The 13,731-nt window shown below is 69.6% G+C and carries 13 protein-coding genes and 1 pseudogene; 7 read left to right on the top strand and 7 right to left on the bottom strand.

Annotated features, from left to right (window positions below; translation table 11 throughout):
- Positions 1-134: 134 nt before the first annotated feature.
- The 3 genes from aspS to SSP08S_RS41035 all read left to right on the top strand — a co-directional run bounded on the left by aspS (position 135) and on the right by SSP08S_RS41035 (position 3,500).
- Positions 135-1,898, top strand: a complete 1,764-nt coding sequence (aspS, locus tag SSP08S_RS41045; protein WP_019073471.1) for an aspartate--tRNA ligase — start codon at positions 135-137, stop codon at positions 1,896-1,898.
- Positions 1,899-2,020: 122 nt separating this feature from the next.
- On the top strand, positions 2,021-2,965 hold the full coding sequence (locus tag SSP08S_RS41040; protein WP_051106079.1) for an intradiol ring-cleavage dioxygenase: 945 nt from the start codon (positions 2,021-2,023) through the stop codon (positions 2,963-2,965).
- A 160-nt stretch (positions 2,966-3,125) separates the two neighbouring features.
- Positions 3,126-3,500: a hypothetical protein gene (locus tag SSP08S_RS41035; RefSeq protein ID WP_019073469.1), complete on the top strand. Its 375-nt coding sequence runs from the start codon at positions 3,126-3,128 to the stop codon at positions 3,498-3,500.
- Positions 3,501-3,513: 13 nt separating this feature from the next.
- Here SSP08S_RS41035 and SSP08S_RS62415 read toward each other — a convergent pair whose 3' ends face one another.
- Entirely contained in the window at positions 3,514-3,654 is a 141-nt protein-coding gene (locus SSP08S_RS62415; protein WP_162473543.1) for a hypothetical protein, read from the bottom strand.
- 30 nt (positions 3,655-3,684) lie between these two features.
- Between SSP08S_RS62415 and SSP08S_RS63830 the strand changes: the two are divergent.
- The 3 genes and pseudogenes from SSP08S_RS63830 to SSP08S_RS41020 form a co-directional block, all read left to right on the top strand.
- A pseudogene (locus SSP08S_RS63830) lies at positions 3,685-4,041 on the top strand (Scr1 family TA system antitoxin-like transcriptional regulator); the annotation flags it as partial.
- A gap of 6 nt (positions 4,042-4,047) precedes the next feature.
- A complete protein-coding gene (locus SSP08S_RS63825; protein WP_169400774.1) occupies positions 4,048-4,239 on the top strand; it encodes a DUF397 domain-containing protein in 192 nt (63 codons plus the stop codon).
- A 146-nt stretch (positions 4,240-4,385) separates the two neighbouring features.
- Positions 4,386-5,741, top strand: coding sequence for a pectate lyase family protein (locus tag SSP08S_RS41020; RefSeq protein ID WP_019073466.1), 1,356 nt, complete (start codon positions 4,386-4,388; stop codon positions 5,739-5,741).
- 22 nt (positions 5,742-5,763) lie between these two features.
- Here the strand turns inward: SSP08S_RS41020 and SSP08S_RS41015 are convergent, their stop codons facing one another.
- From SSP08S_RS41015 to SSP08S_RS41005, 3 genes are all read right to left on the bottom strand, one after another.
- Complete coding sequence (locus tag SSP08S_RS41015) at positions 5,764-7,200, bottom strand: FG-GAP-like repeat-containing protein (protein WP_019073465.1); 1,437 nt, start codon at positions 7,198-7,200, stop codon at positions 5,764-5,766.
- Positions 7,201-7,294: 94 nt separating this feature from the next.
- Positions 7,295-7,771 carry a hypothetical protein gene (locus tag SSP08S_RS41010; RefSeq protein ID WP_019073464.1) on the bottom strand — a complete coding sequence of 159 codons (477 nt, stop codon included), beginning with the start codon at positions 7,769-7,771 and terminating at the stop codon, positions 7,295-7,297.
- Positions 7,772-7,817: 46 nt separating this feature from the next.
- On the bottom strand, positions 7,818-8,468 hold the full coding sequence (locus SSP08S_RS41005; RefSeq protein WP_019073463.1) for a TetR/AcrR family transcriptional regulator: 651 nt from the start codon (positions 8,466-8,468) through the stop codon (positions 7,818-7,820).
- Between the two features lie 125 nt (positions 8,469-8,593).
- On the opposite strand from SSP08S_RS41005, the gene SSP08S_RS41000 reads away from it, so the two are divergent.
- Positions 8,594-9,337, top strand: coding sequence for an SDR family NAD(P)-dependent oxidoreductase (locus tag SSP08S_RS41000; RefSeq protein WP_019073462.1), 744 nt, complete (start codon positions 8,594-8,596; stop codon positions 9,335-9,337).
- Here the strand turns inward: SSP08S_RS41000 and metG (SSP08S_RS40995) are convergent.
- The 3 genes from metG (SSP08S_RS40995) to SSP08S_RS40985 form a co-directional block, all read right to left on the bottom strand.
- Positions 9,334-10,911 carry a methionine--tRNA ligase gene (gene metG, locus SSP08S_RS40995; protein WP_019073461.1) on the bottom strand — a complete coding sequence of 526 codons (1,578 nt, stop codon included), beginning with the start codon at positions 10,909-10,911 and terminating at the stop codon, positions 9,334-9,336. The two genes, SSP08S_RS41000 and metG (SSP08S_RS40995), sit on opposite strands and share 4 nt — an antisense overlap.
- Positions 10,912-10,915: 4 nt before the next feature.
- Complete coding sequence (gene metG, locus SSP08S_RS40990) at positions 10,916-12,637, bottom strand: methionine--tRNA ligase (RefSeq protein WP_019073460.1); 1,722 nt, start codon at positions 12,635-12,637, stop codon at positions 10,916-10,918.
- A gap of 134 nt (positions 12,638-12,771) precedes the next feature.
- Positions 12,772-13,731, bottom strand: a 960-nt coding sequence (locus SSP08S_RS40985) for a VWA domain-containing protein (protein WP_019073459.1), incomplete at its 5' end; no start/stop codon positions are given.

The following is a 13,731-nucleotide window of genomic DNA, read 5'->3' as shown; positions in this document are numbered from 1 at the left end:
TGCCACCGATGGGGTCCCGGGTTAATGGTGGGGAGGCGATCTATGGGTGGCCGGTACCCTTGGGACGTCCGGGCTCCGGCCCTGGACGTTTCACGTGAAACACTCCCCGATCCGCGAAGGCTGGATGAACGACGATGCATCGGTACAGGTCCCACACCTGCGGCGAGCTCCGCTCCTCTGACGTCGGTACCGACGTCCGGCTGAGTGGCTGGCTGCACAATCGGCGCGACCTGGGCGGCATCCTCTTCATCGATCTGCGCGATCACTACGGCATCACGCAGCTCGTCGCCCGCCCCGGCACGCCCGCGTACGAGGCCCTCGACAAGGTCACCAAGGAGTCGACCGTCCGCGTCGACGGCAAGGTCGTCTCCCGGGGCACGGACAACGTGAACCCGGATCTGCCGACCGGTGAGATCGAGGTCGAGGTCGGCGAGGTCGAGCTGCTCGGTGCCGCCGCCCCGCTCCCCTTCACGATCAACACCGAGGACGGGGTCAACGAGGAGCGGCGCCTGGAGTACCGCTTCCTGGACCTGCGCCGCGAGCGCATGCACCGCAACATCATGCTGCGGTCCTCGGTGATCGCCTCGATCCGCTCGAAGATGGTCGCCCTCGGCTTCAACGAGATGGCCACCCCGATCCTGTCGGCGACCTCCCCCGAGGGCGCGCGCGACTTCGTGGTCCCCTCCCGCCTGAACCCGGGCAAGTTCTACGCCCTCCCGCAGGCGCCGCAGCAGTTCAAGCAGCTGCTGATGATCTCCGGCTTCGACCGCTACTTCCAGATCGCGCCCTGCTTCCGCGACGAGGACGCCCGAGCGGACCGCTCGCCGGGCGAGTTCTACCAGCTCGACGTCGAGATGAGCTTCGTCGAGCAGGAAGACGTCTTCCAGCCGATCGAGAAGCTGATGACGGAGCTGTTCACGGAGTTCGGCGGCGGCCAGGAGGTCACCTCGCCCTTCCCGCGCATCCCGTTCCGCGAGTCGATGCTGAAGTACGGCTCCGACAAGCCGGACCTGCGCGCGAAGCTCGAACTCACCGACATCACGGACGTGTTCGAGGGTTCGGAGTTCAAGGCGTTCGCGGGCAAGCACGTCCGCGCGCTGGCCGTGCCGGACGTCTCGGCGCAGCCCCGTAAGTTCTTCGACCAGCTCGGCGACTTCGCGGTGACGCTCGGCGCGAAGGGCCTGGCCTGGGTCCGCGTGACCGAGGACGGCTCGCTGACGGGCCCGATCGCGAAGTTCCTGACGGAGGAGAACGTCGCCGAGCTGACCAAGCGCCTGTCGCTGGCCGCCGGCCACGCGGTGTTCTTCGGCGCGGGCGAGTTCGACGAGGTCTCGAAGATCATGGGCGCGGTCCGCGTCGAGGCGGCCAAGCGGGCCGGCCACTTCGAGGAGGGTGTCTTCCGCTTCTGCTGGATCGTCGACTTCCCGATGTACGAGAAGGACGAGGAGACCGGGAAGATCGACTTCTCGCACAACCCGTTCTCGATGCCGCAGGGCGGTCTGGAGGCCCTGGAGACCCAGGACCCGCTGGACATCCTGGGCTGGCAGTACGACATCGTCTGCAACGGCGTCGAGCTCTCCTCCGGCGCGATCCGGAACCACGAGCCCGACATCATGCTCAAGGCCTTCGAGATCGCGGGCTACGACCGCGAGACCGTCGAGGAGCAGTTCGCGGGCATGCTGCGCGCGTTCCGCTTCGGCGCCCCGCCGCACGGCGGGATCGCCCCCGGCGTCGACCGCATCGTCATGCTGCTCGCGGAGGAGCCGAACATCCGCGAGACGATCTCCTTCCCGCTCAACGGCAACGCCCAGGACCTAATGATGGGCGCGCCGACGGAGCTGGACGAGACGCGACTGCGGGAGCTGCACCTTTCGGTGCGGAAGCCGCAGCCGAAGTAGCAGGCGTTCGGCGGAAGTCAGGGCTCGGAACCGGGATCGGTTTCGAGCCCTTTCGCCTGCGCACAGGATTCACAGCGCATTCTCATGTTCATGTCAGGTTCCTCACCCCTACCTTCCGGGCCATGACGGATTCCCAAGTACCCGAAGACAGTGGACGGTTGGCGCGTCGTACGGTCCTGGTGGCGGGTGGCGTGGCGGTGACGGCGGTCGGCGTCGGCGGCACCCTCGCGGCGAACGCCTCGGCGGCGCCGGAAGACGTGCCCCAGGACGCCTGCTACACGCTCACCTCGGAGCTGGTCGAGGGCCCGTACTACATCGACGCCGACAAGATCCGCCGTGATGTGACGGAGGACCAGGAGGGCATCCCGCTCACCCTCGCCCTGAAGGTGATCGACGCCGACACGTGCAGACCGCTGCGCGACGCGGCCGTGGACATCTGGCACTGCAACGCGACGGGCGTCTACTCCGGCTACGAGGCAGGCGGGGGCGGCGGCCCGGCCCCCACGGGCGCACCGCCGTCGGGCACTCCGACCGACACTCCGACCGGCACCCCGACGGGTGGCCCGCCGCCCGGTGGCGGTGGAGGCCACCAGGAACCGACCGACGACGACCGCTTCCTGCGCGGCACCTGGCACACCGACCGGCACGGCCAGGTCACCTTCAAGACGGTGTTCCCCGGCTGGTACCAGGGCCGGTGCGTCCACATCCACGTCAAGGTCCACGTCGACGGCGAGTGGACGGACGCGGGCTACGAGGGCGGCCACACCTGCCACACGGGCCAGCTCTTCTTCGACGAGAAGTCGGTCCTGGCGACGGCGGTCCTGGAGCCCTACGTCTCCAACACGGCGACCCGCACGACGCTCACCGAGGACGGCATCTACCCGCAGAACGGCCACGAGGGCGGCCTGCTCTACCTCAGGTACGACCGACGGCACATCGCCCGGGGCGTGCACGCGCGTCTGACGCTGGCGGTGGACCCGGACGAGACGAACGACGGGGAGGGCGGCGGAGGGGGCCCGGCCCCGTCGGCTTCGGCGTCCGCGTCTCCGTCGGCCACGACAGGCTGACGACCACACCGGCCTCGTACGTCCCACCGGCCCCGCCGCCATGGAAACCTCGCAGCGGACGCACAGGAATATCGATGCGCCTGCACAGAGGCAGGGCGTGTCATGGACGTACGAGGCCGGAACCGCCCGGCCCGTGGACCATGAAGGCCGGGAGGAAGCGATGGGATACGTCGTACTCGCACTGCTGTTGACAGCCGGAGCGGCGTTCGCCGTCGTCGCGCAGCGCCGCTCGCACCGGCCGCGGGCCCTGTCCGACCTGGACGCGGAGGTCGAGGCCAGCGGCTGGGTACTGCGGCTCGGCGCGAGCCTGTCCGTCCCCGAGGCGAGGCTCTGGGCGGGCGCGGGCGAAACGGCGACGCGCGCGCTGACGGCCGCCGCGGAATGCCACCGCGCGGCCGGCGCCCAACTGTCCGCGGCCCACACGGCCGACGAATACGCCCAGGCGACCCACCTCGCCCAGGAGGGCCTCGCCCACATCGCCACGGCACGTGCCGCTCTGGGGAGCGGGCCGGTACTGGCGGACTCGGCGGCGTAGAAGATCGGGCCGGTCAGCGGCGCCGCTGCCACCAGCGGCGTCTGCGGGGCGGGGCGTCGGCTCCGAGCGCGCGCAGGGCTCGTCGTACGGCGTCGAACGTGGCCACGGGATGGTGGCCGAAGCCGTGGTCGTCGCGCGGGAGGGCGACCCCCACGCAGACCAGTTTGAAAGGGAAGTCCTCGGGGCCGTTCCCTACCTGGCGGTACTCCACGAACCCGTGCTGCGTACGAGGGTGGCCGACAGGAGGGTTGCGCGGGCACAGCTCGACGTCGTGCTTGAACTGTCGGACAGGCCGGGAGTCACCGTGCGGGTGATCCCCTTTGATGTGGACGGCTTCGCAGGCGCGAGCGCGGAGTTGCTGTACATGGGTGGTCGCGTGCCGGCGCTGGACACGGGTCGGAGGGATACCGCCCATGACACTGCATTCGTGGATGCGCCTGCGCAGTTGCCGGCCATGCGAACGCTCTTTCGTAAGGTGGAAGCAGTCTCCCTGGACCCGTCCCGGTCCCGGGCCTGCATACACCGCTTGGCCAAGGAGCTGCGACACATGATCCAGTGGCAGAAATCCAGCTTCTCCAACGGGAACGACGGAGCCAACTGCGTGGAAGTGGCCGCCTCCGAAGGTGAGTTGCTGCTCCGCGAGAGCGACGACCCCGCCTGCGTGCTCCCTGTCACTGCCGACGGGCTCGCCGCCTTCCTCCGTCGTCTGCACGGGCACCACCCCCTTCAGAAAGCATGACACTCTCCCGTAAAGCGACACACTTTTTTCAGGTGACCCCGGTACGGGCACCCCCCGTCCCGAAATTCTTCACAACCGCGGCAACCTTCCTGATCTCCACGGCCACTGAGGAGTCGTAACCCCTCGCCGCACCAAAGGACTCCCCCGTGGCCACGCCCTCTCCCGCTCACCGTCGCTCCCTCCGCAAGCGCCGTACCGTCGTCGTCACCGCTGCCGCGGCCGCCGCAGGCATCGGTGCCGGGTTCCTCGTGCTGAACGCGAACGCCGCCAGTACCGGCGTCGACCTGTATCACCAGACCCTCGCAGCCAAGGACGGGTGGGCCTCGTCCGGGACCGGGACGACCGGCGGCGCGAAGGCCGACGCCGCTCACACCTTCACCGTGAGCACCCGCGCGCAGCTCGTGAAGGCGCTCGGGTCCGCCAGTGACACCACGCCCCGGATCGTGAAGATCAAGGGCACGATCGACGCGAACACCGACGACTCGGGGAAGAAGCTGAGCTGCGCCGACTACGCGGCCGGGACCGGGTATTCGCTGGCCGCGTACCTCAAGGCCTTCGACCCCTCCACCTACGGCCGCTCGAAGCTCCCCTCCGGTACGCAGGAGAAGGCGCGGGCCGCCGCCCAGGCCAAGCAGGCGAAGAGCGTCATCTTCCGGGTGCCCGCCAACACGAGCGTCGTGGGCGTGCCCGGCACCAACGCCGGGATCACCGGCGGGATGTTGCAGATTCAGGGCGTGGACAACGTCATCGTGCGGAACCTGACCTTCGCCGCCACCCAGGACTGCTTCCCGCAGTGGGACCCGACGGACGGTGACAGCGGGAACTGGAACTCGCAGTACGACGCCGTGACGCTGCGCGGTGCCACGCATGTGTGGGCGGACCACAACACGTTCACCGACGCGCCGGGGCTCGACACCTCCGACCCGACGTACTACGGGCGCCAGTACCAGATCCACGACGGCGACCTGGACATCACCAAGGGCTCGGACCTGGTGACCGTCGAGCGCAACCAGTTCACCAACCACGACAAGACGATGCTGATCGGCAGCAGCGACACCGACAGCGTCGGCAAGCTGCGCGTCTCCATCCACCACAACGTGTGGAAGGGCATCGTGCAGCGCGCGCCGCTGGCCCGGATCGGGCAGATCCACATCTACAACAACTACTTCGACACCACGACCCTCAACGGGTACGTCCTCCAGTACAGCGTCAACTCGCGGGCCAAGGCGCAGGTCGTCGCCGAGGACAACTACTGGAAGACGTCCGCCAGTCAGAAGGTCGGCAAGCTGTTCAGCGGTGACGGCACCGGGTCCATCGCCGGTGGCGGCAACCTCGTCAACGGCACCGCCACCGACCTCGTCGCCGCCTACAACGCCGCCAACTCCAAGAAGCTGAAGACCACCGTGAACTGGACCCCGACCCTCACGGCCGGCCTGGAGACCTCCGCGAAGAACCTGCCGACGGAGCTCGCCACCACGACCGGGGCCGGCGTCCTCAAGTAGCCGATGGAGAAAGGCCGTTGCCTCAGATCAGCCAGAGCAGCCCGTTCCCTCCCAGGGTCGTGCCGCTCTGCTGGGTGAGGCCGACCGAGGGCGCCGTGAAGAGACGGCTGCCCTTGGCCACGGCGCCCGAGGCGCCGCCGGGGAAGACCCAGACGGCACCGGTGTCGTTGTTCTCGTACGCCGCGCTCACGAACAGTTCCGGCTTGCCGTCCTTGTCGACGTCCCCGACCGAGACCGTCGTACCGAAGAAGTCGTCGGTCTCGGAGGCGCCGGGGACGCCCGCGGTGTCCTGGGTGAAGGAATAGGAGCCGGTGCCGAGCGCGCCCGTGCGGCGGCCGGGGATCACGGTCACCGCTCCGGCCCGGCTCTTGCCGGCGACGCCTTCGGACGGGGCGCCGACGACGATGTCGGCGAGCCCGTCCCGGTTGAGGTCGGCCACGGCCAGGGCGCCGCCGAACTCGTCCTCCTTCTCGCTCGCACCGGGCACTCCGGCGGTGTCCTGGGTCAGCTGGATCGGCTTGGCGCCGGCCGCGATGCCGTTCGCCGTGCCGTAGTAGACCAGCACCCGGCCGCCCAACGCCCCGTCCACGCCCGCGACTTCGGGCTCCCAGGGGTCACCGACCACGAGGTCGGCGTACCCGTCGCCGTTGATGTCGCCCGCTGCGTCGATGAGTCCGTTGCCCTGCTTCGGCTGCATGACGGTGGTGGCCGGGTCGACGTAGACCTCGCCGCCGCTCAGGTCGCTGAGACCCACGGTGGTGAGGGCCAGGTCGAGCACCGCGTTGCCGTCGAAGTCGCCGAGCGCGACGCTCGCCGGGGAGGCGGTGTTCTGATCGGGCGCGGTCGAACCGTAGGTGCCGGTGCGGCTGAACGGTCCCTTGAAGACCAGGGTGCCCTCCGATCCGGCGACCGCGACCTGTGTCCTGCTGCCCGCACCGATGCTCAGCGCGGCCAGATCGATGCCGTACCGCACCCGGATGTCCGACGGCGCCGGCAGGTCGGTGGCCGTCGTCAGCCCGTTCTTGCCGCCCCACAACACGGTGACCAGACCGGCGTCCGTGCCGCGGGCGGTGTCCTCGTACGGGGTGGAGACCACGAGGTCCGCGTAGCCGTCCCGGTTGAGGTCGGCCGTCGCGGTGACGGAGCCGAACCTGTCGTACGCCTCCGCCGTGCCCGGTACCCCGGCGGTGTTCTGGGTGATCGTCTTGCGGTGGGTCGCCGAGAGGCCCGACGAGGACCCGTACAGGACGACGACCGCGCCCGCCGCCTCCTCGCCCGCCACGTTCGCGCCCGGCGCGGACAGGACGGCGTCGCGGTATCCGTCGCCGTTGAAGTCGCCGGGGACCGCTCCGTGCACGGCGAGCGCGGGCGCGGCGGGCAGCAGTGTCCCGCCGACCAGGGCCGCGGCGACGACTGCCGCGGCTCTCCATCTTCCGCCGTACGCCTTCGAGTTGCTCATGCGAGTCCCCTCCCACCCCAGGCGCACCCCCTGCGCGCCGACACCAGGCGTGCAGTGTAAAGCCCCTGGCTGCAAGGGAGTTGGGGATGGGGACTCAGCTGTCGTACGTCCCGTCCCACGGCGGCCCGAAGGCGTGCCGGTCCGGGTACAGCTCGGCCCAGCTGCCGTCCTCGTCCTCCTCGATCAGGAGGCCGAACAGGACGCCGTCGACGGTGCGTTGGAAGGGGCGGACCGCGATGTCGGTGTAGCTGCGGCGGGGGAGGGCGCGGAGCAGTTTCGCCAGGTGGATGCGGGCCTGGGAGAGGACAGAGTCGTCGCCGTGCGGGGCGCGCTGCTGCTCGGCCCAGGTGCCGGCGCACCAGATCTCCGAATCGCGGTAACGGCCCGCGGCGTCGAAGGTGTGGAGCACCGTGTAGAGACGTTTCTGCTCTTCCCAGCCGTCGCCGGGACGGAAACCCTGGGGGAACGCGTAGGTGACCGACGCCAGGAACTGACCGTCCGCGTAGCGGCCGACGGCCCCGCTGCGCTGATTCGGGTCGTAGGCGATCGGGATGACCTCGGGGACTGCCATGGCGGCACCTTACGGGTTGGCGCGAACACGTCTACGTCGGGGTCCGTCACCGAGCCCGCATGACCTCGCTGAGTTGACCCGGGGTCAATGGTGGCACCGCGACGGGATGCGCCGCACCAGCCCTGAGGCCGTCGAGGAAGAACGCCAGGCAGCGGCGCCAGGTGTCGGGCGCGGTCGCCATCGACTCACGGATCACCTGGGACATCGCCCAGATCAGCGTGACCAGGTCCTCCGGCTCGAAATCGGGGCGCAACTGCCCGCTGTCCCGGGCCCGTTGGATGATCCGCTCCGCGCGCCGGAAGCCGCGGTGACAGGCCTGCTCGACCTCCCCCGCCGCCCGGAACCGCTGCGCCAGCGCGTCGTTGAGGCCGTGGTCCTCGGCCTGCAGCGCGAACAGCCCCTCGAGGTACCCGACGAACCCGTCCCAGGGGTCCGGGGCCGCCAGCGCCGACTCCATGACCCGCTCCAGCGCGGCCAGCCGCTCCGGGAAGATCGCGTCCCAGAACGCCTCCCGGGTCGGGAAGTGGTTGTACAGCGTGCCGATGCTGACCCCGGCCCGCCGGGCGATCTCCTCCAGCGACGCGTCCAGACCGCGCTCGCCGAACACCTCGGTGGCGGCCACGAGGAGCTTGTCGCGGTTGCGCGCGGCGTCGGCCCGCAGGGGTTTGGGGGTGGGGGCGGGATCGGGCTGGTGCATGACGCCATCATACGGAACTTGAGAGGGGCCTCAGGTTTCGTGCTACGGTCGGAAACGCAAGTTGAGGAATACCTCAAGTTAGCCAGGTTGGCCGTGTCCGTGAACCCGCCCCGGAAGGCTCCGCCATGCCCGAATCCGCATCGCAACAGCCCAAAGTCGCCGTCGTCCTCGGGGTCGGCCCCGGCCTCGGCATGTCCGTCGCCCACCGCTTCGGTCGCGAGGGGTACACCGTGGTGCTCGTCTCCCGCAGCGACACCCGGCACGCCGGCTATGTCGCGCAGCTGACGACGGCGGGGGTCGAAGCGCGGTCCTACGTCGCCGACGTGCGCGACGCCAAACAGCTCGGCTCCGTCCTCGACACCGTCGTCGAGCGCTACGGCCGTATCGACCTCGTCTACTACGGTCCGGGCGCCCTCGACCTCGACGAGAGCCGCCCCAGGTCGATCACCGAGACCGACTCCGCCGGCGTCCAGGAGGCGATGAGCTGGATGTATCCGGCCGTCGACGTGGTGGGCAAGGTGCTGCCCGGCATGGTCGAACGGGGCACCGGTGCGCTCGTGTTCGCGGGCGGGCTCAGTGCCGTGGTGCCGATGCCCACGCTCGGCGCGCTCGCCGTCTCGGCCGCCGCCCTGCGCAACTACGCCCTGACCCTCAACGCGGCACTCGCCGACACCGGGGTCTACGCCGGGAACCTGGTCATCGGCGGACTCATCGAGCGCGGTGACATCCACCAGCTGGTCACGTCGAACCCCGAGCAGTTCGGGAACGTCGGCGACCGCACCCTCGACCCGGACGAAATCGCCGACGGCGCCTGGGAGTTGGTGGCGCGGCGGGACCGGGCGGAGGACACGTTCAGTGTGCTCGGTTAGGTGTCCGTACGGTCCTCAAGGCGCGGGAAGAGAACCGCGCCCTTCCTCACCGGGGAGCCGGGCGGAAGCGCGCCCCATGCGGACGCGTCCCGGACTCGCTGGTCACTCAGTGGGCCCAGAGATGTCGACGCGCCCAGGGAGTCCCACAGCCGCTCCGACGACTCCGGCATGACCGGTTCGAGGAGGATCGCGATCGCGCGCAGGGAGTCGGCCGCCGTGTAGAGGATCGTCGCGAGGCGGTCGCGGGCCCCGGGGGAGTCGGACTTGGCGACCTTCCAGGGTTCCTGGTCGGTCAGATAGCCGTTGACCTGCTTGACGAAGTCGAGGACGGCCAGGATGCCGCCCTGGAAGTCGAGTTGGTCGCCGATACGGCGGTCCGCCTCCGAAGTCGCCGTCAGCAGCGCCGACTTGAGTGAGCGCTCGGCCTCGGTCTCCTCCCCCGGCGCGGGCAGCGTCCCGTCGAAGTACCGGGCCGTCATCGCGGTCACCCGGGACGCCAAGTTGCCGTAGCCGTTGGCGAGTTCGCTGGTGTAGCGGGCGGTGAAGTCCTCCCAGGAGAAGGAGCCGTCCTGGCCGAAGGCGATCGCGCGCAGGAAGTACCAGCGGTAGGCGTCCACACCGAAGTGCGCGGTCAGGGACTGCGGGCTGATGCCGGTCAGGTTCGACTTGGACATCTTCTCGCCGCCGACCATCAGCCAGCCGTGCCCGAAAACCCGCCCGGGAAGAGGCAGGTCATTGGCCATGAGCATCGCCGGCCAGATCACGGCGTGGAAGCGGAGGATGTCCTTGCCGACCAGATGGACGTCGGCCGGGAAGGTGGCCCCGAACTCCGCCGGGTTCTCGTTGTAGCCCACGGCCGTCGCGTAGTTGAGGAGCGCGTCCACCCAGACGTAGATCACGTGCGAGGGGTCCCAGGGGACCTTGACGCCCCAGTCGAAGGTCGAGCGGGAGATCGACAGGTCCTGGAGGCCCTGCCGGACGAAGTTCACCACCTCGTTGCGGGCCGAGGCGGGCTGGATGAAGTCCGGGTGGGCCTCGTAGTGGGCGAGGAGCCGGTCGCCGTACTCGCTCAGCTTGAAGAAGTAGTTCTCCTCCTTGAGGAGTTCCACCGGCCGGCGGTGGATGGCGCACAACAGCGTGCCGTCCTCCGCCTCGATCAGCTCGCCCGGGAGCTTGTACTCCTCGCAGTACACGCAGTACGGGCCTTCGTAACCGCCCTTGTAGATCTCGCCCTTGTCGTGCAGGTCCTGCACGAACTCCTGGACGCGGTCGGTGTGCCGGCGCTCCGTGGTGCGGATGAAGTCGTCGTTCGAGATGGCGAGATGGTCCCAGAGCGGTTTCCAGGACTCCTCGACCAGACGGTCCGCCCACTCCTGCGGGGAGACGCCGTTGGCCTCCGCCGTGCGCAGGATCTTCTGGCCGTGCTCGTCCGTGCCGGTGAGGAACCAGACGTCCTCACCGCGCCGGCGGTGCCAGCGGGCGAGGACGTCGGCGGCGACCGTGGTGTAGGCGTGGCCGAGGTGCGGGGCGTCGTTGACGTAGTAGATGGGGGTGGTGACGTAGTAGTACGTCATCGGGTCACCCCTGGTCTCCGCCGAACCGCTCCTTGTACATCTCCAGGTCCTCTTCCGTGAGCTTCGCGAAGAGCACCGGGGGGACGGTGAAGGGGGTGCCTGCGGGGACGGCGGAGAGGGCGCGGGCCTCTTCGGCCGAGACCCAGGTCGCGGTGTCGTCCTTCAGGTCGAAGGCCGCTCGCATGGCCGCCGAGGAGGACGGGATGAAGGGTTCCGAGACCACCGCGTAGAGGTGGATCAGGTTCATCGCCGTGCGCAGGGTGAGGGCCGCGGCCTCCGGGTCGGTCTTGATCTCCAGCCAGGGGGCCTTCTCCTCCAGGTAGGAGTTGCCCGCCGACCACAGGGCGCGCAGCGCCGCCGCGGCCTTGCGGAACTGGAGGGCCTCCATCTGGGTCTCGTACTCGGCCAGCAGGCCCGCGATCTCCTCGCCGAGCTTCGCCTCCGCCGGGCCCGCGTCGGCGCCTGCCGGAACCTCCTCGCCGAAGCGCTTCTTCGAGAAGGACAGGACGCGGTTGACGAAGTTGCCGAGGGTGTCCGCCAGGTCCTTGTTCACCGTGGCGGTGAAGTGCTCCCAGGTGAAGGAGGAGTCGTCGGACTCGGGGGCGTTGGCGATCAGGAAGTAGCGCCAGTAGTCGGCCGGGAGGATGCTCAGCGCCTGGTCGGTGAAGACGCCCCGCTTCTGGGACGTGGAGAACTTCCCGCCGTAGTACGTCAGCCAGTTGAAGGCCTTGACGTAGTCGACCTTCTTCCACGGCTCGCGGATGCCGAGCTCGGTGGCCGGGAACATCACCGTGTGGAACGGGACGTTGTCCTTGGCCATGAACTCGGTGTAGCGGACGGTCGCGTCCGACTCGTACCACCAGGACTTCCAGTCGCGGGTCTCCCCGGCCGGGGCCGCGTCCGCCCACTCCTTCGTCGCGCCGATGTACTCGATCGGGGCGTCGAACCAGACGTAGAAGACCTTGCCCTCGGCCGCCAGCTCCGGCCAGGTGTCGGCGGGGACCGGGACGCCCCAGTCCAGGTCGCGGGTGATCGCACGGTCGTGCAGGCCCTCGGTGAGCCACTTGCGGGCGATGGAGGAGGCGAGCTGCGGCCACTCCTCCTCGTGGGCGGCGACCCACTCCTCGACCTCGTGCTGGAGCTTCGACTGGAGGAGGAAGAGGTGCTTGGTCTCGCGCACCTCGAGGTCGGTCGAGCCGGAGATGGCGCTTCGCGGGTTGATCAGGTCCGTCGGGTCCAGGACGCGGGTGCAGTTCTCGCACTGGTCGCCGCGGGCCTTGTCGTAGCCGCAGTGGGGGCAGGTGCCCTCGACATAGCGGTCCGGGAGGAAGCGGCCGTCGGTGGGCGAGTAGACCTGGCGGATCGCGCGCTCTTCGATGAAGCCGTTCTCGTTCAGTCGGCGGGCGAAGTGCTGGGTGATCTCGCGGTTCTGCGGGGAGGAGCTGCGGCCGAAGTAGTCGAAGGCCAGCGCGAAGCCGTCGTAGACCGCCTTCTGCGCGTCGTGCGCCTGCGCGCAGAACTCCGCCACGGGGAGGCCCTGCTCCTTCGCGGCCAGTTCGGCCGGGGTGCCGTGTTCGTCCGTCGCGCAGATGTACAGCACGTCGTGGCCGCGCTGGCGGAGGTAACGGGAGTAGACGTCCGCCGGGAGCATGGACCCCACCATGTTGCCCAGGTGCTTGATCCCGTTGATGTACGGAAGGGCGCTGGTGATGAGGTGTCGAGCCATCGGGGGGCTGCTCCCAGGTCGGTGTGTTGCTGTTGTTGCGAACCTTGAAATCGTAGCCGACATGGGTGTGCCGCCCGCCTCCCGTTTTACGGGGTGGGAAGCGGGCGGCACGGGGTCCGGTGTACCGGGTGGGGCTACGGGCGCCAGTCGATCAGTACGCCGTCGTAGAGCTCCGCGTCCGTGAGCTCCAGGGGGGTCGGGCCCGCGTGGAAGAAGGCCGTGTTGTCGGTCTTCAGCTTGCGGAGGTAGTCGAAGGCCTTGTTGTCGTGGTCGCCGAACGCGACGAACGAGAAGAAGACGGAGGCGTGCGACTTCGCGGCGTCCGTGAGGGACTGGGTCGCCGGGGTCTTCGCGTCCGGGGCGCCGTCCGTCTGGAAGACGACCAGGGCCGGGGTGCCGGGGGTGGCGTTCGCGTCGTAGTGCGCGAGTACGGCTTCTACGGCGGCGTGGTAGCTGGTACGGCCCATGCGGCCGAGGCCGGCGTGGGCCTCGTCGATGGCGTTCTCGGGGGAGGTGGGGGTCAGGTCCGTGGTGCCGTCCACTTCGGTGGAGAAGAAGACGACGTGGACGGTGGGGGTGGGGTCCGGGTCCAGGTGGGTCGCGAGGGCGAGGGTCTGGTCGGCGAGGGCCTGGGCGGAACCGTCCTTGTAGTACGCGCGCATGCTCGCGGAGCGGTCGAGGACGAGGTAGGTCTTGGCTCGGGTACCGGTGAGTGTCGCCTTGGCGAGTGCGGTGGCGGCGGAGTCGCTGCCCACGGCCTCGGCTACGCCTTCGGCCTCGACAGTTTCCCCACCCGCACCGCCCGTGACGGATCCGTTGTCGGGTGCGGGTGGCCCCTGTGGGGCGGATTCGCCGTCGGCGGCCGCGGCGAGCGCGAGCGCGGGGACGGGTTCGGCTGCGGGCTCGGGGGTGGCCTCCGCGGCGGGCTCCGGCTCGGGCTCCGCCTCCGGTGCGACCTCCTCGGCGACCGGCTCAGCCGCGGGCGCGGCTACCGCCTCCGCCGCCTCCGGCTCGGTTTCCGCTTCCGCGACCGGCTCGGGCTCCGGTTCCGGGGTGACCTCGGCGGTCGGCTCGGCCTCGGGCTCGGCGACCGG

Origin of the sequence: Streptomyces hokutonensis (genome assembly GCF_000376565.1) — a bacterium.
GTDB lineage: Bacteria > Actinomycetota > Actinomycetes > Streptomycetales > Streptomycetaceae > Streptomyces > Streptomyces hokutonensis.
This window is presented reverse-complemented; position numbering and strand designations above follow the sequence as displayed.